Source organism: Kribbella sindirgiensis (assembly GCF_004331435.1).
Classification (GTDB): Bacteria; Actinomycetota; Actinomycetes; order Propionibacteriales; family Kribbellaceae; genus Kribbella; species Kribbella sindirgiensis.
This window is the reverse complement of the sequence record NZ_SJKA01000009.1, coordinates 106382-129268: the sequence shown is the minus strand read 5'-3', so window position 1 is coordinate 129268 and position 22887 is coordinate 106382. Positions and strand designations below refer to the sequence as shown.

The 22887-nt window shown below is 68.9% G+C and carries 18 protein-coding genes; 11 read left to right on the top strand and 7 right to left on the bottom strand.

Annotated elements, in window-relative coordinates:
• Positions 1–27: 27 nt before the first annotated feature.
• Positions 28–2271, top strand: a complete 2244-nt coding sequence (locus E0H50_RS25610) for a hypothetical protein (RefSeq protein WP_131292929.1) — start codon at positions 28–30, stop codon at positions 2269–2271.
• A 3-nt stretch (positions 2272–2274) separates the two neighbouring features.
• Here E0H50_RS25610 and E0H50_RS25605 read toward each other — a convergent pair whose 3' ends face one another.
• Positions 2275–3291, bottom strand: a complete 1017-nt coding sequence (locus E0H50_RS25605) for a PseG/SpsG family protein (protein ID WP_131292927.1) — start codon at positions 3289–3291, stop codon at positions 2275–2277.
• A gap of 134 nt (positions 3292–3425) precedes the next feature.
• Here E0H50_RS25605 and pseB point away from each other — a divergent pair, with 134 nt between their 5' ends.
• The 9 genes from pseB (at position 3426) to E0H50_RS25560 (ending at position 15206) form a co-directional block, all read left to right on the top strand.
• Complete coding sequence (gene pseB / locus E0H50_RS25600) at positions 3426–4409, top strand: UDP-N-acetylglucosamine 4,6-dehydratase (inverting) (RefSeq protein ID WP_131292925.1); 984 nt, start codon at positions 3426–3428, stop codon at positions 4407–4409.
• 1 nt (position 4410) lies between these two features.
• On the top strand, positions 4411–5535 hold the full coding sequence (locus tag E0H50_RS25595) for a DegT/DnrJ/EryC1/StrS family aminotransferase (RefSeq protein ID WP_131292923.1): 1125 nt from the start codon (positions 4411–4413) through the stop codon (positions 5533–5535).
• Between the two features lie 10 nt (positions 5536–5545).
• Positions 5546–6937, top strand: a complete 1392-nt coding sequence (locus E0H50_RS25590) for a class I SAM-dependent methyltransferase (protein ID WP_238151205.1) — start codon at positions 5546–5548, stop codon at positions 6935–6937.
• Positions 6937–7752 carry a hypothetical protein gene (locus tag E0H50_RS25585; protein WP_131292922.1) on the top strand — a complete coding sequence of 272 codons (816 nt, stop codon included), beginning with the start codon at positions 6937–6939 and terminating at the stop codon, positions 7750–7752. Before E0H50_RS25590 ends, E0H50_RS25585 begins: the two co-directional genes overlap by 1 nt.
• Positions 7749–8489 (top strand): cytidylyltransferase domain-containing protein, encoded by a 741-nt coding sequence (locus E0H50_RS25580; protein WP_238151204.1) that lies wholly within the window; start codon positions 7749–7751, stop codon positions 8487–8489. The genes E0H50_RS25585 and E0H50_RS25580 overlap by 4 nt, the downstream gene beginning before the upstream one ends.
• A gap of 38 nt (positions 8490–8527) precedes the next feature.
• The gene (locus E0H50_RS25575; RefSeq protein ID WP_131292920.1) at positions 8528–9376 is read left to right on the top strand and encodes a class I SAM-dependent methyltransferase; all 849 of its coding nucleotides are present in this window, start codon (positions 8528–8530) and stop codon (positions 9374–9376) included.
• Between the two features lie 79 nt (positions 9377–9455).
• The gene (locus tag E0H50_RS25570) at positions 9456–9800 is read left to right on the top strand and encodes a DUF485 domain-containing protein (protein WP_131292918.1); all 345 of its coding nucleotides are present in this window, start codon (positions 9456–9458) and stop codon (positions 9798–9800) included.
• Positions 9797–11449: a solute symporter family protein gene (locus E0H50_RS25565; protein ID WP_131292916.1), complete on the top strand. Its 1653-nt coding sequence runs from the start codon at positions 9797–9799 to the stop codon at positions 11447–11449. The genes E0H50_RS25570 and E0H50_RS25565 overlap by 4 nt, the downstream gene beginning before the upstream one ends.
• Before the next feature lie 184 nt (positions 11450–11633).
• Positions 11634–15206, top strand: coding sequence for a discoidin domain-containing protein (locus tag E0H50_RS25560; protein ID WP_131292914.1), 3573 nt, complete (start codon positions 11634–11636; stop codon positions 15204–15206).
• A gap of 154 nt (positions 15207–15360) precedes the next feature.
• Here E0H50_RS25560 and E0H50_RS25555 read toward each other — a convergent pair whose 3' ends face one another.
• Together E0H50_RS25555 and E0H50_RS25550 are read right to left on the bottom strand one after the other, a co-directional pair.
• On the bottom strand, positions 15361–17067 hold the full coding sequence (locus tag E0H50_RS25555; protein ID WP_131292912.1) for an HNH endonuclease: 1707 nt from the start codon (positions 17065–17067) through the stop codon (positions 15361–15363).
• 55 nt (positions 17068–17122) lie between these two features.
• Positions 17123–18136: a winged helix-turn-helix domain-containing protein gene (locus E0H50_RS25550; RefSeq protein ID WP_202868331.1), complete on the bottom strand. Its 1014-nt coding sequence runs from the start codon at positions 18134–18136 to the stop codon at positions 17123–17125.
• A gap of 98 nt (positions 18137–18234) precedes the next feature.
• On the opposite strand from E0H50_RS25550, the gene E0H50_RS25545 reads away from it, so the two are divergent.
• Entirely contained in the window at positions 18235–19146 is a 912-nt protein-coding gene (locus E0H50_RS25545; RefSeq protein ID WP_131292910.1) for an SMP-30/gluconolactonase/LRE family protein, read from the top strand.
• Here the strand turns inward: E0H50_RS25545 and E0H50_RS25540 are convergent.
• From E0H50_RS25540 to E0H50_RS25525, 4 genes are all read right to left on the bottom strand, one after another.
• A complete protein-coding gene (locus tag E0H50_RS25540; RefSeq protein ID WP_238151203.1) occupies positions 19143–19601 on the bottom strand; it encodes a MarR family winged helix-turn-helix transcriptional regulator in 459 nt (152 codons plus the stop codon). The genes E0H50_RS25545 and E0H50_RS25540 overlap by 4 nt on opposite strands.
• Positions 19602–19638: 37 nt before the next feature.
• Positions 19639–20955 (bottom strand): GGDEF domain-containing protein, encoded by a 1317-nt coding sequence (locus tag E0H50_RS25535; RefSeq protein WP_165547297.1) that lies wholly within the window; start codon positions 20953–20955, stop codon positions 19639–19641.
• A 161-nt stretch (positions 20956–21116) separates the two neighbouring features.
• Positions 21117–22355 (bottom strand): MFS transporter, encoded by a 1239-nt coding sequence (locus E0H50_RS25530; protein WP_238151202.1) that lies wholly within the window; start codon positions 22353–22355, stop codon positions 21117–21119.
• Between the two features lie 53 nt (positions 22356–22408).
• Positions 22409–22849 (bottom strand): hypothetical protein, encoded by a 441-nt coding sequence (locus E0H50_RS25525; protein ID WP_131292906.1) that lies wholly within the window; start codon positions 22847–22849, stop codon positions 22409–22411.
• Positions 22850–22887 lie beyond the last annotated feature (38 nt).

Below are 22887 nucleotides of genomic sequence, written 5' to 3'. Positions count from 1 at the left end.
CGACTGATTTCACATTAGTGTTACGGCATGCGCGCGAAGGCGAGGCGGCGGGGGCCGCGGACCGCGGGGCCTTCCCTTTCCGGTCTGCTGGCCGGGCTCGCGGTCGCGGTGCTGGCGATCGTGCTGCTCGCGCTGCATTCGACGGCCTTCGAGCTGGCCCGGTTCGCGCTGTTCACGGTGGTCGCGGTGCTGCTCCCCGGGTTCGCGCTCTGGCGGCTGATCGGCGGGTACGGGCGCAACCTGGTCGAGGATCTCGCGGCCGGGTTCGCGGTCGGCACGGCAGGGCAGGTTCTGGTCTACCTCGCGAGCGCGTCGATCGGGCTGCAAGCGTGGTCGTGGGTGTGGGCGCCCGTGGTTCTGGTGATCGCGTTCGTGGACAGCGACGCACGGACCCGGGTCTGGCGGCGGGTCGAGCGGCCGCTGCGTCCCCTGCAGGCCTGGTTGCTCGCGGCGTCGACGGCGGTCGTGCTGCTGATCGTGTACCGGCGCGGGCCGGGCCAGTTCCTGCCGGCGTACACCGATCCGCTGCGCGCGTATCCCGATCTCGCCTTCCAGCAGGCGCTGGCCGCCAGCGCGAAGTACGACGTACCGATCTCGACGTTGTGGCTCGGTGGCGAGCCGATGAGGTACCACACGTTCTTCCACCAGGCGACGGCCGCGACGCAGTGGGGGACGCGGATCGACCTGACCGATCTGATCCATTCGCTGAGCTGGCTGCCGTTGTTCCTCGCCGGCTGCGGGCTGGTGTTCGCGCTCACCAGTCGGTTGGCGCCGACCGCCGAGTCCGGTGCCACGTGGGCCGGACCGCTGGCGGTATTCGTCGCCGGTCTCGGTGGGGCCGTGCAGCCGCTGGCCGGCGCCGGGCTGGGCGGGATCTCGACCGCGGTGGCGGCGTACCTGAGTCCGACGCAGAACCTCGGCGTCCTGATCGCGCTGGCGCTCTGCGTGGTGGCGGTGGACCTGCTGCGGGCCGACGGGCTGCGTGGAACTCCGTCGGCGCGCGGCCGGTGGGTGTTGCTGGTCCTGCTCGCGCTGATCGCGGCCGGGGCGAAGTCGACGATCCTGCCGTTGGTGGGTGCCGGTTTCGCGTTCGCGTTCCTGCAGCTGGGGCTGGCGCGGCGGAGTACCCGGCCCGCGTTCCTCGGCGGGCTGTTGTCGTTGACGGTTTTCGTGGCGGCGTTGATCGCGATCTTCGGCGGGAGCACGTGGGGGACGGAGATCAAGCCGTTCGAGACGTTCGTCCAGCTGGCGCCGTTCCCGATGCTGGTGTCGAACCCGCACGCCCAGCTGTTGTCGGGGGCAACGACTCTGCTGAGTTGGGCGCTGGCCGCGTCGGGGCTGTTCTTCCTCGGCCGGAGGTGGCGGGACACCGGCGCGGTGTTCCTCGCCGGGGTCGCGGTCGCGGGTTTGCTGGGCACGGTGCTGACGACGCAGTCGGGTGTCAGTCAGCTGTACTTCCTGCGGACAGCCTTCCCGGTCATCGCCGTACTCGCGGCCGTCGGGCTGGCTAACCTGGTCGGGCGGCTCGGGGATCGACGGGCAGTGGTGCTCGTCGGTGTGGCCGGGGTGCTGGGTCTGGTCGCGTTCGCGATTGCTCGCTCGCAGTCCGCGTCGATGCCGGGCATCAAGGGTCCGTGGTTGTGGACGCTGGCTGCGGCGGGTGCCGTCGGGGTGCTGGTGGCGGTTGTTTGGAAGCTGGCGCGGCGCCCGGGCAACTTCTTCGTCGCGTTGCTCGGTGGAGCGGTGGCGGCGTGCATGGTCGGCGCGGCTCTGGTGCCGTTGCAGGGGTTCGTGTCGGACAAGGCGTCGAACTTGGTCTTCGCGCGACCGTTCCGCGGTGGCGCGACAGCGGCCGAGGCCGGAGCGGCGCAGTGGCTCCGGCGGAACAGCGCGCCCGGGGACCTGATCGCGACGAACGCGCATTGCATCATCCAGCGCGACGGTCTGTGTGACAGCCGGCACTTCTGGCTTGCCGCTCTGTCCGAGCGTCCGGTGCTGATCGAGGGCTGGTCGTACTCCAACCAGGCGAACCGGATCGCCCTCGCCAGCGACAGCAACCCGAGCCTCATCCCGTACTGGAACAGCGAGGAGCTCGCCGCGAACGACATCGCGTTCAAGGCGCCCACGCCGGCGGCGATCGAGCGCCTGCGAGAGGCGGGCGTGCGCTGGCTGTACGCCGACCATCGGGCCGGCGAGGTGTCACCTGCACTCCGCAACTACGTCCGCCTGAAGCACGCGACGCTGGACGCGACGATCTACGAGCTGAGATGAGCCTCAGATGAGCTGCAGTAGGGCGTCGGCTACTCGTTCTCGGCCTCGGCCGTCGACCAGCTTCCAGCCGGCTCTTGCCAGTCGACCGCGTTCGGCCGGGTCGGTAAGCAGACGTTTGAGCGTCGGGACCGCTCCGGAGTTGTCCTGCTGCAGCGCGCTCAGCAGGCCGAGCCCCGCCGCGGCGCCCGTGTCGATGGCGCGCTCGTACCCCATCTCCTGGTTGTCGACCACGCACACCAGTCCCGCGGTCGCCCCGAGGCACAGCAGTTCCCAGGTCGACGTACCGGATGCGCTGATCGTCAGATCCGCCTCGCGCACGCGCGCCGCGAGCTGGGTCGTGGGACCGATGACGTCGAGTCGCTGGTGCGATTGCAGCTCGACAGCAGCGAGCTTCGCGGCGAGATCCGGCCCGGGTGCGACCACGGTGGCCTCGAACGGCAGACCGGTCGCGGCCAGTGCACGAGCGACGTACGGACCGGCGCCGAAGGCATCCGTGCCGCCGAAGAACGCGAACACCGTCGGTACGGCGTTGTGCCGGTCCGCGGGTGGCGCGGCCGGGCGATGGTCGAGGATCTCGTCGCGGATCATCACGTACGGCAGGCCGGCCAGGCGGACCGAGTCCCGTGGCAGCGGCGGGTGGTCGAGCTCGGCGGCGAGGTTCTGGTCCACCAGCACGTCCGCCTCGGCGCCGCGGAGATCACCGTCGACGATCGCCAGCGTCGGCAGACCGGTCGCTCGCACGGCTGAGTAGACCGCCGCGTCCAGGTCGTACGAGTCGAATACCAGAGCGTCCAACCGGGCGGCAATCTCTACGTGCTCGTCCGGCGACCAGACCGCGGGCTGTACGGCGATCCCACGGCGGGCGATCTGCTCCGCGGCCCACGGCACGGTGTGCGCGTCACACACGAACACGAGCTCGACGTCGCGGCGACGTACCTCCTCGGCCAGCGCCAGACAGCGCATCACATGACCGATGCCCCGGGACGGCCCCACATCACATCGCACCCCGACGCGTTTCACGGGGCCCAGCGTACGTTTGATCACGTTGTGCTGAGACGGTGGATTGAAAGGGTCCTTCATCGGGCAGCTATTGTTTCGAGGTCCGTACCGCGTGTGTGCGGTTCGGAACTGTCCGTCAGAAGGGTCCCGCTCGCGTGTCAATTCTTACCGGCTCCGACATCCTGGTCACCGGCGGTACCGGGTCGTTCGGCCGGTCGTTCGTGCGGCACGCGCTGAACCACCTGAACCCGCGACGGATCATCGTCTTCAGCCGCGACGAGCTGAAGCAGTGGGAGGTCCGCCAGTCGTTCAGCGACGACCCGCGGCTGCGGTTCTTCCTCGGCGACGTCCGCGACCGGGCCCGGCTGCTGCGGGCCATGCACCGGGTCGACTACGTCGTCCACGCGGCCGCGCTGAAGCAGGTGGACAGTGGTGAGTACAACCCGTGGGAGTTCGTCCAGACCAACGTGATCGGGTCGCAGAACGTCATCGAGGCGGCCATCGACTCCGGCGTGAAGCGGGTCGTGGCGCTGTCCACGGACAAGGCGTCCAGCCCGATCAACCTGTACGGCGCGACCAAGCTGACCGCGGACAAGCTGTTCATCAACGGCAACCACTACGCGGCGGCGTACGACACCCGCTTCAGCGTCGTCCGGTACGGCAACGTGATGGGCAGCCGGGGCTCCATCATCCCGAAGTTCCGCGCGCTGCACGCGGCCGGCGAGTCGCTGCCGATCACCGACCTGCGCTGCACCCGGTTCCTGATCACGCTCCCGCAGGCGGTCGAGTTCGTGGTCGACTCGTTCGACCTGATGACCGGCGGCGAGCTGTACGTGCCGCGGATCCCGTCGATGAAGGTGACCGACCTGGCCGAGGCGATCGCGCCCGGCGCGACCATGCACGACGTCGGCCTGCGCCCGGGCGAGAAGCTGCACGAGGAGATGATCAGCCCGGAGGAAGGCCGCCGCGCGCTGTCCCTCGGCGACCGTTTCGTCCTGCAGCCCGACCTCGCCACCTGGGGCTACCAGCCGCCGGCCGGCGGTCTCGCGGTATCGGACGGGTTCCACTACGCCTCGGACACCAACGACCAGTGGTACTCGATCGAGGAGATCCGCAAGATCCTCGAGAGCGACGTCTGACGTGTTGCCGTACGGGCGCCAGTCGATCGCGGAAGAGGACATCGAGGCGGTCACCGCCGTACTGCGCGGCGACTGGCTGACCACCGGGCCCGCGGTCACCGCGTTCGAGAACGCGATCTCCGAACTCTCCGGCGGACACCGCGCGGTGAGCTGTACGTCGGGAACCGCGGCCCTGCACATCGCGTACGCCGCTCTCGGCGTCGGCCCGGGCGACGAGGTCGTCACCACTCCCATGACTTTCGTCGCCACCGCCTCCTGCGCCGCGATCCTCGGCGCAAAGATCGTTTTCGCGGATGTGGACTACGACACCGGCCTGATCGACCCGGCCGCCGTGGCCTCCTGCCTCTCCGAACGGTCCAAGGTCGTCAGCGCAGTCGACTATGCCGGCCAAGCCGCCGACTACCCGGCACTTCAGACGCTGGCTGATCAGGTAGGCGCCCACACGTTGGCCGACGCGGCCCACTCCGTCGGCGGATCCGCCGGCGGCCGTCCGGTAGGCGACCTGGCCGACGTCACCACCATGTCCTTCTTCCCGACGAAGAACCTCACGACCGGCGAAGGCGGCGCGGTCGTCTGCAAGGACCCGGCGGTGGGGCAGCGGGCCCACGAGTTCCACTTCATCGGCCTGGTCCGCGACCCCGCACGCTTCGAGCTCACCGACGAGGGCCCGTGGCACCAGGAGGTCCACGAGTACGGCGTCAACTACCGCCTGACCGACCTGGGCGCGGCACTCGGGCTGTCCCAGCTGCGTCGGCTCGCGGAGTTCAAGCGCCGCCGGACCGAGATCACCGCCCGCTACAACGCGGCGTTCGCCGGCACCGACGGCCTCCGTACGCCGGTGCAGCGGGCCGGGGTCGACCCGATGTGGCACCTGTACCCGATCCGCGTCCTCGACGGCCGCCGGCGTGAGGTCTTCGAGGCGATGCGCGCCGCGGGGATCGGCGTCCAGGTGAACTACATTCCGGTGTACTGGCACCCGGTCTTCGCCCACCAGGGCTACCAGCGCGGCCTCTGCCCGAACGCCGAGCGTTTCTACGCCGAAGAACTCTCCCTCCCCCTCTACCCGGACCTCACCGACAGTGAGGTCGACCGGGTGATCGAGACCCTCTTGAACTTGGTTGGTTAACGTGTCGGATGTGACCCGGTCGAATCTGATCGGCGGCGAGATGCTCAACTGGTCGGACCTGCACCCGGGCGACGCCCGTCCCGCGGCCGCCGGACCCGCAGCCACGGCACTCCTGGCCGCCGCCCTCCAGCCTGACGACACCGTCCTGATCGCCGGCCCGCACGCCGCCGATCTGATCAGGGCTGCCGCCGCGCAGGTCACGTCGGTCGACCTCCTGCTCCGCTCGGCGCCCGACGCCGAGGAGCTCGCCGAGCTCTTGACGGACGCCAAAGGCCAGGTCTTCTGCGGCTCCCTCGACCGGTTCACTCTCGACGCAGCCAGCGACGGCACGTACGACGTCATCGTCGCGCTGGACGGGCTGGAACGGCTGGTCGGGCCCGACACGGCGAGCTTCCCGTGGGCGGAGGCGCTTGATCGACTTCGCGAGCGGCTCCGGCCGGGCGGACGACTGCTCCTCGGCGCCACCAACTCCTTCGGTTTCGAGCGCCTGATCCAGCCGGACATCACCGCAGCCCTCCCCCGCGACGAGGACTGGGGCCGAGCAGTCGAGGACAGAGCGCCGGCAGGTCTCAAACCCCTCCGCTCTGCCCTGAACACCTCCGACCTTCAGACCTTTGCCGTCTTTCCTTCGCTTGTGCAGGCTGATGTTGCGGTTTCCTCGGTCGACGGGTTCGCGGCTGTCGTCGCGGCGCGGGCTGTTGCTGCGCGCAACGAAGGTCCGGTGTTGATGGATCCGTACCGGGTCGTGCTGGATGCGGCCGCGGCCGGGTTGGCGTTCGAACTGGCGCCGGCCTGGTACTTCGTGATCGGTGCCGACGCACCTGCAGTACTGCCTGCAGGTGTGGTGCCCGAGGGCGAGGGTGTGCTGCTGGAGGAGCATCTTCTGATGGCTCTGCGCTGTGATGATCAGGCAGAGCTCCGGCGAGTCATCCCGGCGTACGTGGCGTGGCTGGGGACAGGCGGTGCCGGCTCGCCCGACAACGTGATCGTGGACGGGACGTCGTACCGGCTGTTCGGAGAGCCGCAAGGGCTGGATGTGGTGGAGCATCTGGCGCGGTTTGCTCGGCGGGCTCTGGAAAGTGGCTCGCGGCAGCCGTGGCCCGCGGCGGCCGACGCGCACGCGTTGACCGCACGGCTCGCGGCGATGGCCGGGATCACCGTGCCGGAGCAGGAGTTCACCCCGAACGAGGTCATCCGCCCGCGCGGCAGCGCAGAGCAGTTGACCACCGTCGCCCGGCTCGCCGACGAACTCGCCCACGCGAGCGCCCGCGCGATCCTGTTCGAAGGCACGGTCAGCGGCATCCGCCGCTCGCTCCCCTATCGCGTCGGCCACGCCGTGCTCAACCCCGCCCGCGTGATCCGCCGCCGCCTGAAGAGGGTGCTGCGGAAGGTCCGCCGCTGATGCACCACGCCAACCACTTCTACGGGCACGCCAACATCATGGCGACGTACGCCGGACTCCCGAAACCGCCGCGGATCTGGGGCTACCTGCAGCACGGCTGGAACATCCTCGACGGTTTCGCCCACGGCACGAACTTCGCGCCCGGGATGCCGAAGTTCGTCTGGTCGGACAACGTCCGCCGCCGCGGTCACGCCCTCGGCCTGCGCAACTACTCGGTGATCGGTTCGGTCTGGCTGTACCTGCTGAAGACCCATCCTGAGCTGGCGACCCCGTCGAAACGGGCCAAAGGCACCATTTTCTACCCGTTCCACGGCTGGGAAGGCCAGCACGTTCTCGGCGACCATGCCCGAATCGTTGCCTCGATCAACGAGCATGAGACCGGCCCGGTGACCGTCTGCCTGTACTGGAACGAGTTCGACAAGCCGGCGATCCGCAACGTCTACAAAGACGCCGGGTTCCGGGTCATCACGCACGGCTACCGCGGCCTGCACTGGCGCAAGACCGACGCCAAGTTCCTGGTCAAGCAGCTGCGCGAGCTCCGCAAGCACGAGCGGGTCGCCTCCAACCGGCTCAGCTCCGCCGTTCTGTACGGCGCCTCGCTCGGACTCGGGGCGGGGGTCTACGGTGATCCCATGGTGCTGGAGAACGAGCACCCGTCGTTCGGCGGACAGGCGCGGATCAAGCGGCTGTGGCCGGAGATGGACCAGCCGTACGTCCCGCCGGCGGTCGCGGCTGAGTTCACCGACACCGAACTGGGCGTCGACCACGTCGCCGGACCCGCAGAAATCCGGGAGATGTTCCGATGGAACCCGTGACACCAGCACTGAAGATCGGCATCGTCACGCAGGTCCGCGTGACCAGCACACGACTGCCGGCCAAGGTGCTGCTGACCGTCGGCGGCCGCTCGTACCTCGAGCACCACCTGGACCGGCTGAGCCGCACGGGCCTGCCGGTGATCGTCGCGACCACCACGAACTTCAACGACGACCTGGTCGAGAAGCTCTGCGAGGAAGACGGCTTCCCGGTCTTCCGCGGCAGCGAGGACGACGTCCTCAGCCGGTTCGCCGGCGCCGCCCGCGAGCACGACCTGGACGCCATCGTCCGGGTCACCTCGGACTGCCCGCTGATCGATCCGGAGATCGTTGCCGCGGGCGTCGATCGGTGGCGCGCCGAGAACGACCCCGACCTCTACATCTCGAACTGCCTCGAGCGCACCTACCCGCGCGGCATGGACTTCGAGATCTTCTCCACCGCCCGGTTGTACGACGCGGAGGCGAACGCCACGCTCAAGGCGGACCGCGAGCACGTCACGCCGTACCTGCACCAGAACCGGTCCGGCGCGATGCGGCTGCTGAACCTGCCGTGGTCCGGCGGTGGAGCGCAGTACCGGCTCACGCTGGACACCGCGGACGACTGGAAGTTGCTCGATGCCCTCATCGAGGAATTCGGCGCGAGCACGCTCGGCTGCGCGGAACTGGTCGCAATTCTGGACGAGCACCCGGAGCTGTCCGCGCTGAATGCGCACATCGAACAGAAGAAACTCGGCGAGTAACAGGTTTCATGCCGTGCGCTACGGCATGATTTACCGTGATGACCACCAATGATCCGGCCGGGGACTCCGCCGCTGCCGCGGACAGCGGCGCGGGCAACGGCGCGCACGCCGCGCGGGCCAAGTCGTTCGGCGCCGTCGCGGCGGCGTACGACGTGGGCCGGCCGACGTTCCCGGTCGAGGCGCTGACCTGGATCCTGGGCCCGGGACGTGGTCTGCAGGTGCTCGACCTGGGCGCCGGCACCGGCAAGCTCGCCGCGGTCGCCGCGAGCCTCGGACACGATGTGATCGCCGTCGACCCGTCGCAGGAGATGCTCGAGGTCTGCCGCCGGCGACCGGGGATCGACACGATGGTCGGGGCCGCGGAGTCGATCCCGCTCGCGCACGCCTCGGTGGACGCGGTGATCGTCGGGCAGGCCTTCCACTGGTTCGACCACGCCCGCGCGCTGCCGGAGATCGCCCGGGTGCTGCGCCCGAACGGCGTCCTCGGCCTGCTCTGGAACAACGCCGACACCGTGGTCCCGTGGGTCCGCCGGATCTTCCAGGTGCTGCAGGGTGACGGCTTCGGCGGGACTGACCGGTTCGATCCGGTGCCCATCATCGAGCAGTCGAACCTTTTCACGCTGCTGGAGAGCGGCCGGTTCCGGCACTGGCACGACCTGAACCGCGACGGTTTGCGGCAGCTGGCCCAGTCGCACTCGCGGGTCGCCGTACTCAAGGACACGCGCCGTGATCAGGTCCTGGATCAGATCGACCTGATCTACGAGCACACCGCCCGGCCGCCCGAGGCGCTGCGGATGCCGTACTTCACCGACTGCTTCCGCGCCCACCCCAGCGAGTTCGCGAACTACCGCCGTACGGTCGACGGCCCGGTGGCGCCGCACCTTTAGAACGTTTTGGTTGCGGTAGGTCACAAACGCGCAACTTGGGGCTAACGTGCACGTGTTCGTGTCCAGTGAAGGGGAACTCATGGACGAGGAAGTGGTGCGCGAGCGGGACGCCCGCGCCTATGAGGCGGTGCACGACGCGGCCGACTTCAAGGAACTGAAGCGGCGGTACAAGAACTTCGTCGTACCGTGGACGATCGCCTTCATGGCGTGGTACCTCGCGTACGTCGCCTGCAACAACTGGGCCCGCGGGTTCATGGACCACCGGATCGGCGGCAGCCACATCAACGTCGCGCTGATCTTCGGTCTGTTGCAGTTCGTGTCGACGTTCGCGATCGCGGCGCTGTACGGCCGGTTCGCCAACCGCAAGCTCGATCCGCTGGCCCACGGCCTGAACGCCAAGTACAAGAGGGAGCGCCGCCGGTGAACCACCTTCTCGTCCCGTTGGCCATTCCGTTGGCAACTGAGCCCGGCAACCGGACGCTGACGATCTCGCTGTTCACGGCCGTCGTCGCCGTGACGCTGTACATCACCTGGTGGGCGTCCCGGCAGAACAAGACCGCGGCCGACTACTACGCCGGCGGCCGCTCGTTCAGCGGCGCGCAGAACGGCCTGGCGGTGGCCGGCGACTACATGTCCGCGGCGTCGTTCCTGGGCATTTCCGGCCAGATCGCCCTCTACGGGTACGACGGTTTCCTGTACTCGATCGGCTTCCTGGTGGCCTGGCTGGTCGCGCTGCTGCTGGTCGCCGAGCTGCTGCGGAACTCGGGCCGCTTCACCATGGCCGACCAGCTCGCGTTCCGGATGAAGCAGCGACCGGTTCGTACGGCGGCCGCGACCTCGACGATCGTGGTGTCGATCTTCTACCTGCTGGCCCAGATGGTCGGCGCCGGCTCGCTGGTCGGGCTGCTGCTCGGTGTGAAGAGCGAGGGCCTGAAGGCCGCCGTGATCGTGCTCGTCGGCGCGCTGATGATCGTCTACGTGACGATCGGCGGCATGAAGGGCACCACCTGGGTGCAGATCGTCAAGGCCGTCCTGCTGATGGCGGGCACCGTGGTGATCACGTTCCTGGTGCTGCTGAAGTTCAACTTCAACCTCTCCGACCTGCTCGGCTCGGCCGCCGCCAAGTCCGGAAAGGGCGAGGGGTTCCTGCAGCCGGGCCTGCTGTACGGCAAGGACCTCACCGGCCAGATCGACTTCCTGTCACTCGGCCTCGCGCTGGTCCTCGGTACGGCGGGACTGCCGCACATCCTGATCCGCTTCTACACGGTGCCGGACTCGCGGTCCGCGCGGCGCTCGGTGCAGTGGGCGATCGGGCTGATCGGCGCGTTCTACCTGATGACGCTGGCCCTCGGGTTCGGCGCCGCGGCGCTGCTGGACACCGCCAAGGGTTCCGCGGTCGAGACGTCGAAGGGCAACGTGGCGTCACCGCTGCTCGCCGAAGCCGTCGGCGGCGGGGCCGGCTCGACCGGCGGTGCGATCCTGCTCGCGCTGATCGCCGCGGTCGCCTTCGCCACCATCCTCGCGGTGGTGGCCGGGCTGACGCTGACGTCGGCATCGTCGTTCGCGCACGACCTGTACGCCAATGTCATCTCCAAGACGAAGCCGACGGAGAAGCAGGAGTTGCGGGTCGCGCGGTTCGCCGCGATCGGGATCGGCGCGGTGGCGATCGGGCTGGCGATCCCGGCGCAGAAGCTGAACATCGCGTTCCTGGTCGCGCTGGCGTTCGCGGTCGCGGCCTCGGCGAACCTGCCGGCGCTGCTGTTCAACCTGTTCTGGAAGCGGTTCAACACCTCGGGCGCGGTCTGGAGCATCTACGGCGGCCTCAGCTCGGCCGTCGTGCTGGTGGTCTTCTCGCCGGTGGTGTCCGGCAACGGCGACAAGTCGATGATCACCGGTGCGGACTTCCACTGGTTCCCGCTGTCGAACCCGGGCATCGTTTCGATCCCGCTGGGCTTCCTGTTCGGCGTCCTCGGGACGTACCTCGGCCGGGACAAGTCGAGCGAGACCCGCTACAGCGAACTCTCGGTCCGCGCCCTCACCGGCGCCGGCGCGGAGGGTGCCGCGAAGCACTGACGCAGTACACCCAAGGGCCGGCTCGCATTCGCTGCGAGCCGGCCCTTCGCTGTCACGAACCGTTGACGCACGGTTGACAGTGCCGTAACAATGAGCCAATCGCCGCGCAAGAATTGAGCAAGCCTACGAAACTTTTGGACTCTCAGGCGGCGGTTCTTCCTGCCCCGCCCACCAGGAGAGGCCCATGCGAATCCCGAAATGGCGGTTGCTGACCGCCTTGCTGGCCGCGAGTCTCGCGGCGGCTCCACTCGCCCGCCCGGCGCCGGCAGCCCAGGCCGCCGTACTCGCCGGTCCCAATCTCGCCGCCGGTAAGGCCGCCTCGGCCAGCAGCAGCACCCAGAGCTACGTCGCGCCGAACGTGACCGACGGCAACCAGAGCACCTACTGGGAGAGCGCGAACAACGCGTTCCCGCAGTGGGTCCAGGTCGATCTCGGTACGTCGGTCGCGACCAACCAGGTCGTGCTGAAGCTGCCGACCGCGAAATGGGGCGCCCGCGACCAGACCTTCGCTGTCCAGGGCAGCACCGACGGGCAGAACTTCACCGACCTGTCCGCGTCCGCGGCGCGTACGTTCAGCCCGCCGACCAACACGGTGACCGTCGACTACGGCACCGCCACCACGCGGTACGTCCGGATCCGGATCACCGCCAACACCGGCTGGCCGGCCGGACAACTCTCCGAACTCGAGGTCTACGGACCGGCGACCGGTGACACCCAGGCTCCTACCGCCCCGGGCAGCCTGGCCTTCACCGAGCCCGGCGCCGGGCAGATCAAACTCACCTGGAGCGCCTCGACCGACAACGTCGGCGTCACCGGGTACGACGTCTACGCGAACGGTCAGCTGCGCACCAGCCTCACCGGGCTCACGTACACGGACAACCAGCCGGCCAACGTGTCGGTGTCGTACTTCGTCCGAGCGAAGGATGCCGCCGGCAACCAGTCGCCGAACAGCAACACGGTCACGCGCAACGGCAGCGGCGGCCCGGGCAGCAATCTTGCGCTGCACAAGCCGATCACGGCGTCCGGGTCGACGTTCACCTATGTCCCGGAGAACGCGAACGACGACAACGTGACGACGTACTGGGAGGGCAACGCCAACCCGGCCACGCTCACCACGCAGCTCGGCGCGAACGCCGACCTCAGCTCGATCGTGGTGCGACTCAACCCGGATCCGGTGTGGGGGCCGCGAACGCAGACGTTCTCGATCCTCGGACGTGAGCAGAGTGCGTCCGCATTCACCACGATCGTTGGTTCGGCCACCTATTCCTTCGATCCGGCGAGCGGCAACAGCGTGACCGTCCCGGTCAGCGCGCGCGTGGCCGACGTACGGCTGAACTTCACCGGGAACACCGGCGCACCGGCCGGGCAGGTCGCGGAGCTGCAGGTGCTCGGCGTACCGGCACCGAACCCGGACCTCACGCTCTCGAACGTCACGTGGACACCCACGTCGCCGGTCGAGACCGACGCGATCACGGTCCGCGCGACTGTGAACAACGGCGGTACGGCGGGGTCCGCGGCGACCGACGTGAACTTCTACCTGGGCACGACCAAGGTCGGTACGGCGGCGGTCGGTGCGCTCGCGGCCGGGGCATCGACGACGGTCAGCGCCTCGATCGGGACGCGCGACGCGGGCTCGTACGCCTTGAGCGCCAAAGTCGACGAGGGTGGCTCGGTGATCGAGCAGAACGACGGGAACAACACGGCGGCCGCTTCCGGTCCGCTCGTAGTGACTCCGGTGGCGAGCTCGGACCTGGTGGCCGCCGCGGTCAACTGGACGCCCGGAAATCCGTCGGCCGGAAATTCCGTCGCGTTTTCCGTGTCGTTGAAGAACCAAGGCAGTGTCGCCTCTGCGTCTGGTGCGCACGGGATCACACTGACCGTCCTGAACGGGTCGTCCGTGGTGACGACGCTGACCGGTTCGTACAACGGTGCGATCGCCGCCGGCGCGACCACGCCAGCTGTTGCTCTTGGCAACTGGACCGCCGCCAACGGGCGCTACACCGTGCGCGTGGTGCTGGCCGACGACGCCAACGAGCTGCCGGTGAAGCGCTCGAACAACACCAGTGAGCGGCCGTTCTTCGTCGGCCGCGGCGCGAACATGCCTTACGATCACCTCGAGGCGGAAGACGCCGCGGTCGGCGGCGGCGCGTCCGTGATCGGACCGAACCGGACCATCGGCGACCTGGCCGGCGAAGCGTCCGGGCGGCGCGCGGTCACCCTCGGCACGAGCGGCGCGTACGTCGAGTTCACCACCCGCGCCAGCACCAACACGCTCGTCACCCGGTTCTCGATGCCGGACTCGTCGGGCGGCGGCGGGCAGACGTCGTCGATCAGCGTGTACGTGAACGGCAGCTTCGCGAAGACGTTGCCGCTGACGTCGAAGTACGCCTGGCTGTACGGCGCGGAAGCCTCGCCGAACAACTCACCCGGGTCCGGTCCGGCGCGGCACATCTACGACGAGGCCAACCTGATGCTCGGCCAGACGTACCCGGCCGGGACGAAGATCCGGCTGCAGAAGGACCCGGCGAACAGCCTGACGTACACGATCGACTTCCTCGACACCGAGGCCGCGACACCGGTCCCGAACCCCGGCGCGGGATTCGTCACGCCGGCCGGCTTCAGCCACCAGGACGTGCAGAACGCGCTCGACCAGGTGCGGCAGGACAGCAACCTGCAGGGCGTGTACCTGCCGGCCGGTGACTACGACACGTCGTCGAAGTTCCAGGTGTACGGCAAGGCGGTCAAGGTCGTTGGGGCCGGTCCGTGGTTCACCCGGTTCCACGCGCCGACCACGCAGGACAACACCGACGTCGGGTTCCGGTCCGAGGCGTCCGCGAACGGATCGACGTTCAGCGGGTTCGCGTACTTCGGCAACTACACGTCGCGGATCGACGGTCCCGGGAAGGTCTTCGACTTCTCCGGTACGGCGAACATGACCATCGACAACATCTGGGTCGAGCACATGGTCTGCCTGTACTGGGGTTCGAACACCGACACGTCGACGATCAAGAACTCGCGGATCCGGGACACGTTTGCCGACGGCATCAACATGACCAACGGGTCGGCCGGCAACACCGTCAGCAACAACGACGCGCGGTCCACGGGTGACGACAGCTTCGCGCTGTTCAACGCCACCGACAACGGCGGCGGCGAGGTCCGGGACAACGTGTTCGAGAACCTGTCCGCGACGCTGACCTGGCGGGCCGCCGGGTTCGCGGTGTACGGCGGAACGAACAACGTCTTCCGGAACCTGTACGCCGCGGACATGCTCACCTATCCCGGGATCACGATCAGTTCGCTGGACTTCGGGATCCCGATGAACGGGTTCGGGGCGACGCCGCCGACACAGTTCCAGAACGTTTCCGTCGTACGTTCCGGCGGGCATTTCTGGGGTAACCAGGCGTTCCCCGCGGTCTGGGTCTTCTCGGCGTCGAAGATCTTCCAGGGCATCCGCGTCAGCGACTTGGACATCGTCGATCCGACGTACAGCGGCATCATGTTCCAGACCAACTACGTCGGCGGCCAGCCGCAGTTCCCGGTCGCGGACACCGTCTTCACCAACACAACCATCTCCGGCGCCCAGAAGTCCGGCGACGCCCTCGACGCCAAGTCCGGCTTCGGCATCTGGGCCAACGAACTCCCAGAACCCGGCCAAGGCCCCGCCGTAGGCTCGGTCACCTTCAACAACCTGACCCTCACCAACAACGCCAAGGACATCCAAAACACCACCACGACCTTCACCATCAACCGCAACTAGTGGTGCCGGCGGCCGGCGCCGCCTGAGCGCATGACCTGTGTACGACGGGCGCACCTGCGTGGACTCGGGTGCGCCCGACGTACGTCTGCAATCCCGCCGGAACCGCCACCGGTCCCGGCACGGCTGGTCCGCGGGCCGTACGAGTGCGGTGGGGTCAGATCGTGGCGAAGGAGGGCGGGCCGGCGCCGACGCCGTTCATGGTGCGCTCACCCCAGACCGCGAACCGGGCGGCCTCCGCGCGGGTCTGTTCGTCGGCGTGCCAGCGGCTCGGTCTCACGCCGGGTACGGCGTCTGCGGGCGTGGCGGTTTCACCCCACGGATCGTCTGCTGGGGTTGAGGACCGGCTTGTCGGGTTGCCGATGGGCGTGGGTCCGCCGCCCGATGGCTCCGAGGGCGTGGGGCGATCACCCGGCTCGTGCGCCCGGGGTGGGTCGGTTGGTGGTTTGTGTGGATGGCGGGGTGGTGGGTCGGCCCAGGTGGGTCTGGTGACGTGGACTTTGCCGTTGGTGATGGTGATGGTCCAGTGGCCGTGGTGCAGGTCGGTGTGGTCGCGGCGGCACAGGAGCACGAGGTTCTCGACCTTGGTTTCGCCGCCGTCGATCCAGGAGATGAGGTGATGGGCGTCGCACATGACCGGTGGCGCGTTGCAGACGACGCAGCCGCGGTCGCGGGTGTTCAGGGCGCGGCGGATCGCCTTGGTGACGAGGCGTTCGCGGCGGCCGACGTCCAGCGGCTCGGAGTTGGAGCCGAGCACGATCGGGATGACGCCTGCGTCGCAGGCGAGTCGGCGGATGGTGGCTGCGGACAGTCCGTTGCTGTAGACGGTGTGCCCGATCGCGTCCGCGGTGGCCGCCTTCAGGTCCTGGAAGTCGATGGTGACGGTGAGGTTCGCCTTCGCCCCGAACCCAGGCACCACATCCCTACCCACATCCCCACTCGAACCAGTACCCGAGCCAGCGACCACAACCGGCTGTTGGTCCGTCGCCAGTGAACCGGCCTCCGCGGAGCCTGACGCCGTAGAACCAGTCCCTGCGGAGTCATCCTCCGTGGAGCCGGTCTCCGGCGTGCTGGTCTCCGTGGAGCTGGCTGGCTTGCTGGTGGGGCGGGGCATCGTGGGAGACGGGGTGCCTGCGTCGAGGGCCGTCGCGGCCAGGGTTAGCGTGGTGGTGAGGGCGTCGGCTTGGCGCTTTTCGCGGGAGCGCGGGTCAGGCTCGCCGTCGAGGGTCTTGTGCGGGCGGGCGCCGGTGGTGATCAGGGTGCGGAACAGTTCGGCGTTGTCGTTGGCCAGGTACCCGGTGAACTTCACGCCGTGGTCGGCAGCTTTGAGGGTGAGGGTTTCGCGGGCGGCGGCTTTGTGTTCGTCGGGTTCGGGGCCGTCGGTGTCGAGGATGTCGCGAGACTGTTCAGCGGCCTTGCGCAGATCGGCGGGGGCCAGGTGGCGGGCGAGGCGGACGAGTTCTTGTTCGGCGAAGTCGAGGTCGGCGACCGGGACGGTGGTCGGGACCTTCTCCAGGGCGGTCACGATCGCTTCGGCCTGCGCCGGCCGCAACAGCACCACCGGCACCTCAGACGTCTCCCCTTCTGCGGCATCGATGTCGGGGAGGGCGGCGGTGACGGATGCGTACTTGGGTAGGGCGCGGGCCAGGCGGACGTCGCGGTAGGCGCGGGAGTGGTCGAGCCGGTAGCGGAACTCCACGTACTGGACCATGTCCCGCGCACCGACCCGTTCGGCGTACCCGGAGGTGTCCATCGCCGCGATGAGACGCAGCCGGCGGGTCTCGATACGCGCCAGGTCCGCGTCGGCCTGGTCGAGAGCGTGCACCAGTTCGGCGTCGCTCATCAACTCCGGCGGCCTGTCCATGCATCAAAGCCTAGACACCCCCACCGACAGTTTTCAAAGCCAGAACCCCTTATTTTCAAGGGATCTTGTTATCCACAGCCAAACCATCTTGTGGATTTTGCCTTAAGCAACTAATTGCCCCGGTCAGCAAGTTGTGGGCCGTCGGGGTCAGGGCGTGGAGGGCTGTGCCTTGGGTTCTGTGGGTGGTTATCAGGGCGGCGGCTCGGAGGGTTTTGGTGTGGTCTGAGGTGGAGGCGAGTGAGATGCCTACTCGGCGGGCCAGTTGGGTGGTGGTGGCGGGGTGGGTCAGCGAGCGGAGTACGGCGGCTCTCGTGCGACCTAGGAGGTCTGCCAGAGCGTCGGTGGCGGCATCGTCCGGGTCGGTCAGGTCGGCGCAGGGGTAGACGAGGACGGGACGCCGGCCGGGGGTGTCCATCGCGAGGCAGTTGTTGACCAGCGGGGACGGGTAGAGCTCCAGCCCGCGGCCGTTCAGGTGGATGTCCGCGGTCCAGTCGTCGACCGGCCCGTACGTCGTCAGCACCGGAGCCGTCCACTCGACGTCGGGATGCAGCGACGACAGCAGCGCATCGGTGCCACCGTGCAGCACCGCGCGGGACCGGATCCCGAGGTCAGCGCCGTACCGCCGCTGCAACTCCCCCGACGAAGGCCCCAGCACCTCCTGGTGAAAGTCCCGGACCGCGCCGCCCAGCGCCCGCCGCGACCCGGCGCGTCCGTCCAGTAGTCCCCGCATGTACCGGTCGATCTCGGGCGGCAGCCACGGCTCCAGCTCGTCCCGGATGACGGAGGCCGGCGTCTCCATCAACGCCTCGACGGCCGGCTCCAGACCGGGCCCGGCCACGTCCGGAATCAGGAAGTCCGGAAACAGTCCGCCCGGCGAGATCAGCTTGAAGAGGGGACGCATCGACCCCCGCACCCGCGGTGCCGCGGTACGCCGCCAGCGCCGTGCGACCGGCGAGATCGACCGGTCACCGAGCGCGCGGGCCGCGAGCGCGGCTTCCCACAGCGGGTGCGGCTCGGTCGGGAACGTGACCCGGCCGAGGTCCGCCGTGGTGAAGTGGACGCGGATCATCCCCCGATTGTGACGGACCCTAAGTCACCCGGACAGACCTCTTCGGTTCAGACCGAATCCGGTCGCGACGCGCCGCCGTACGCTCCCACGCTGGCCCGATGAAACGTCTCGCGCTCCTCACCGTCCTGGTCCTCGCCGCCGCCACCCCGTCGGCCACAGCACAAGCCGTCCACCGACCAACGCAGTACGTCGTCTCGACCACCCCCGGCGAGAACCTCGAGGGGATCGCGGTGACGCCCGGCGGCACGATGTACGTCACCAGCGTCGCCACCGGCGCGGTGTACCGCGGCACCACCCACTCGTCCCGCCTCAGCCTGTTCTTGCCGGCCGGCGGCGACGGACGGACCGCGGCGACCGGCATCCACCTGGACCGCTGGGGGCGGGTCCTCGTCGCCGGGGCAGGTACGTCGAAGCTCTTCCTGTACGACGCCCGCGGCCGCCTGCTCGCCGTACGGAAAGCGTCGGACGGCTCGTTCCTGAACGACTTCACGATCGCGGGAAACTTCGTCTACGTGACCGATTCGGCGCACAACCAGATCTGGCGGGCACCGCTCACCCGCGCCGGTCTCGGCGAGCTCGAACCGTGGATCGCCCGCGACCAGATCAAGCCGACGCCGTACTTCCTGAACGGCATCGTGACCGACGGACGCGTTCTCCTGGTCGGCGAGCAGGGCCAGGACGTCACGTACCGGATCGACCTCCGCACCAAGCAGGTCACGGTCCTCGACGTCCCGAACGGCATCCTGTCCGGCGACGGGTACCTGCTCGAAGGACGCCGGTTGTACGCCGTCCACAACGCCGGCGGCGGGAAGTACGTGACCCGGCTCGCGATCCTGAACGACGATCTCACCGCGGCGACCCTGGTCGCGGACTCGGGCCAGGGTGCGACCGGTGCGACCCCGACGACGATCGCCCGCGATCACGGCCGACTGCTGTGGGTGAACAGCCAGCTGGACATCGCACCCGGTACGCCGCCGTACACGGTGACCGTCGTACCGGGTTTGCGTTAGAGATCGTCGGTGACCCGCGCGAGGACCGCGCCTGCCTGCAGGACCAGCGTCCGGTCGGCGTCGTCGAGGCGGCTGAGGAGGTTGGCGAGCTCCTCGGCGGCCTGACGGCCGGATGCCTCGACCGTCTCGGCACCCGCGTCGGTGAGCACGACCGCGGTCGCCCGGCCGTCGACCGGGTCCGGTTCGCGCCGGACCAGGCCGGCTTCCTCCAGTCCCGCGACCGTCGTGGTCGCGGTGGGTTGCGAGCACGGGACCCGGGCGGCGATCTCGCCGATCCGGATCGGTTGCTCGTCGGCGATCAGCATCAGCGCCAGGAACTGCGTCGGGTGCAGGAGCGTGGTGGTCCTGCTCCGGCGCAGATGTCTCACGATTCGGTGCATGCTGACCAGCAGCTGCAATGCCTCCTGCGCCATCCAGATCACCTCCGTCGGGAAGCGCAATCCTGGCACAGGCACCCAAACATCTCCTACCGCGCCGGTCCGACGGCAGGGATCAGGACGGCGGCGGCTCGCCGTTGGCCGGTGCGGCGACGACGCGATTCCGCCCGGCGTCCTTGGCCTGGTACATGGCCAGATCGGCGGCCATCTGCAGCTCGTCGAGGCTGGTACCGGACTCCGGGTACGTCGCGGCGCCGATCGAACACGTGATGGGCCCGCACAGCACCGGGCCGTTGGGGGCGGCAACGGTGACCGCCAGACCCGCGATGCGGCGGCGGATCCGCTCGGCGGCCAGGGTGGTGTCGGCCGCGGAGGTCTGCGGGAGCAGGATCGCGAACTCCTCACCACCGAGTCGCCCGACCAGGTCGTTGTCGCGGACCTCGTGGCGCAGCTCGGCCGCGACCGCTTTCAGTGCCTCGTCACCGGCGTGGTGACCGTAGGTGTCGTTGATGGCCTTGAAGTGGTCGAGATCGAGATAGAGCACGCCGAGCCGGGAGTTCGTGCGTTCGGCACCGGCGAACTCACGGCGGGCGATCTCGTGCCAGAAGGCGGCGTTGGCCAGACCGGTCTTCGGATCGGTGCGGGACGCGGTCTGGAACTGCTCGACCAGCAGCGCGCGGTGCAGGCCGAGGATGGTGAGCAGCAGGACAGCGACGGCCCACGGCTGGCTGAGCAGCAAGGCGGCGGTCGCGACGCCCAGCCCGAGCGAGCCGGCCACGATCAGCTGGTCCGAAAGCCGCCCGAGTGCGTTGCGGCCCGGGGAGTCGGGGTTGGCCATCATGATCGCGCCGGCGACCAAGGCGTAGTTCACGAACCAGTACGCCAGGCCGGCCGCGACCACGGCGACGAGTCCGAGCGGGCCGGACGGGTAGCCCGGGTAGACACCGGGACGGATCGTGGCCAGGACGACAGCCCCTGCCGCGCCGGCCAGCACAAGTGTCGTCGCGGTGAAGACGGAGCGGTACGGCGGAACCCGTCGTACCCGCAACCAGGAATGCAGGTAGGTGCTGAGGATCAGCGCCGCGGCGAGCGGCGGCGGCAGGATGAGGACGCCGGCGAAGGTCCACATCCCCTTGAGGTTCACGTACGGAATGCCCTCGGCGCCGACCTTGCGCAGCCGCTCGATATCGCGCGCGGCCTCGAGATGGATCGCCGATCCGCCCGCGAGAACGAGCAACCGGATCCAGTCACCGCCGGTGACCGAGACGAGGTCGAACGTCGACGCGACGACCACCACGGTGATGAGTTCGACCGCGAGGACGTAGCCGAGCACGCTCCGGGGCTGCGACCACAACGCCCACCTGGCCGGGCTCCAGCCCACGTCCTGACGCCGGCGTAGGCGACGCCGCGCCAGCCGATGCCGGATACTCATGAAGAAGACCCCCGCCTCACAGTCGGTCCTTGTCACAGAGTAGCCGCGATGTGCACGCAATGTCATGGCTTCCCTGATATTGCCTCGCTGCGCTCACCCCACATGCGCCCAGATCCCGCGAGAGGAGGCCGCCGCCATGCAGAACAACGACTGGTGAACCATCACGCAGGCTGTCGCGCGGCGGCGACGTGCCCGTACGCCGCGCCCGCCGCGAAAAGAACCCCCAGAATTCCCGCGGCCGCCACGACCAAGGACGGTACCCACCGATCCGCGGCGGCTCCGGCGACCAGCACACCGACCCCCTGGGACACGATCAGCGCAGTGCGCGCCAGGCCGAACGCCTGGCCGCGCTGCGCATCCGGCACGTTCAGCACGAACGCCGCACTCGCGGCCAACTGGTACGACGCACACAACCCCGAAACGAACCACAACGCGACCGTCACCCACAGACCCGGCTCGGCGATGCAGCCGATCAGCGGCGCACAGGACCCGATCGCCAGTGGGCCCATCAGCGTGAGCCGCCGCGCCGGCGCGGCCCGCGTCAGCAGCAGCATTCCGACCATCTGCCCGGCCGGGTTGGCGGCGAGCAGGATCCCGACGGCGGCCGGTCCGCCTCCGACCACCGCGGCGTACGGCGCGGCAAGTCCTTCGATGCTCACGTAGAAACCGGCGACACACGCCAGCGCGACCAGGTACCTGAGCCGCCGGTCGCCCCAGACGAGGCGGGCGCCGGCCGAGAGCGACGGCCACCAGCCCGGGCGCGCATCCGTCGTACCCGGCAACGGGCGTTCACGAACTCCGAGCTTCAGCAGGAGCGCCGACAATGCGAACGTCGCGGCGTCGGCCAGCAGTGCGTTGCCGACGCCGAAGGCCGCTACCAGGGTGCCGCCGGTCACGAATCCGGCCAGTTGCGAGGCCTGCGCGGTGATGTTCGACACCGAGCTGGCCAGGACATACTTGTCGCCGGTCAGGATCGACGGCAACAGCGCGGCTCGGGCGGACTGGAACGGCGACGCGAGCAGCTGCACCGCGACCAGCAGCACGCACAGGATCCACAGCGAGGCGCCGGGGATCGCCATCGCCGCGACCAGCGCCGCCCGGGCGATGTCGCAGGCGATCATCAGCCGGCGGCGCGGATAACGGTCGGCCAGTCCGGACAGCAACGGGCCGCCGACGATGTCGGGCAGGAAGGTGAGCGCGTAGGTGACCGCGGACAGCCCGGCCGATCCGGTCCGGTCGAAGACGAGTACGGCGAGCGCGACGCGGGCCAGCTGATCCCCGATCACCGACCCGAGCTGCGCCAGCCACAGCCACCGGAACTCGGCCACGCCGAACACCTCGCCGTACGTGGCGGGCTGATCGGCGGGATCTGCGGACGATGGATGTGCGGGGCGGGTCACCCCGTCAAAATACCCACGATCCGCAACCACCCGCGCACACTACGGTGGGTCGTTCAGAGGTGTACGGCGACGACGCCCAGCGCGAAGGCCGTACCGGCGAGGCCGAGCATCGTGGTCGCGAGTGTGATGAGCCGGGCCTGCAGCTTCGGCAGCTCGGCCGCGGTCGCGAACACGCGCTGCGGCCAGTGCCGCCAGGAGACGTACCAGAAGATCGCAGTGGCGATCACCAGCAGGAGCCCTTTGACCGCGTGGATCCACCAACGCTCGTGGTCGATCGCGAGCAGCCCACCACCACTCACCGCGATCGCGGTGATCAGCCCGACCACCTTCCACCGGTTGCCCGAGGCAATCACCGCGGTCAGCATCTCGCGGCCTTCCTGGTCCGCCCCGAAGTACTTCTTCACCTTCGGCTGCACCACGAACAACGAGTACGCCATCCCACCCACCCAGGCGGCGGCGAGGCCGGCGTGAACGATCGCCACAAGCACAGTCATCCCACGATGCTAGTGTCCTGAGTCGGGAGTTCGGCGAG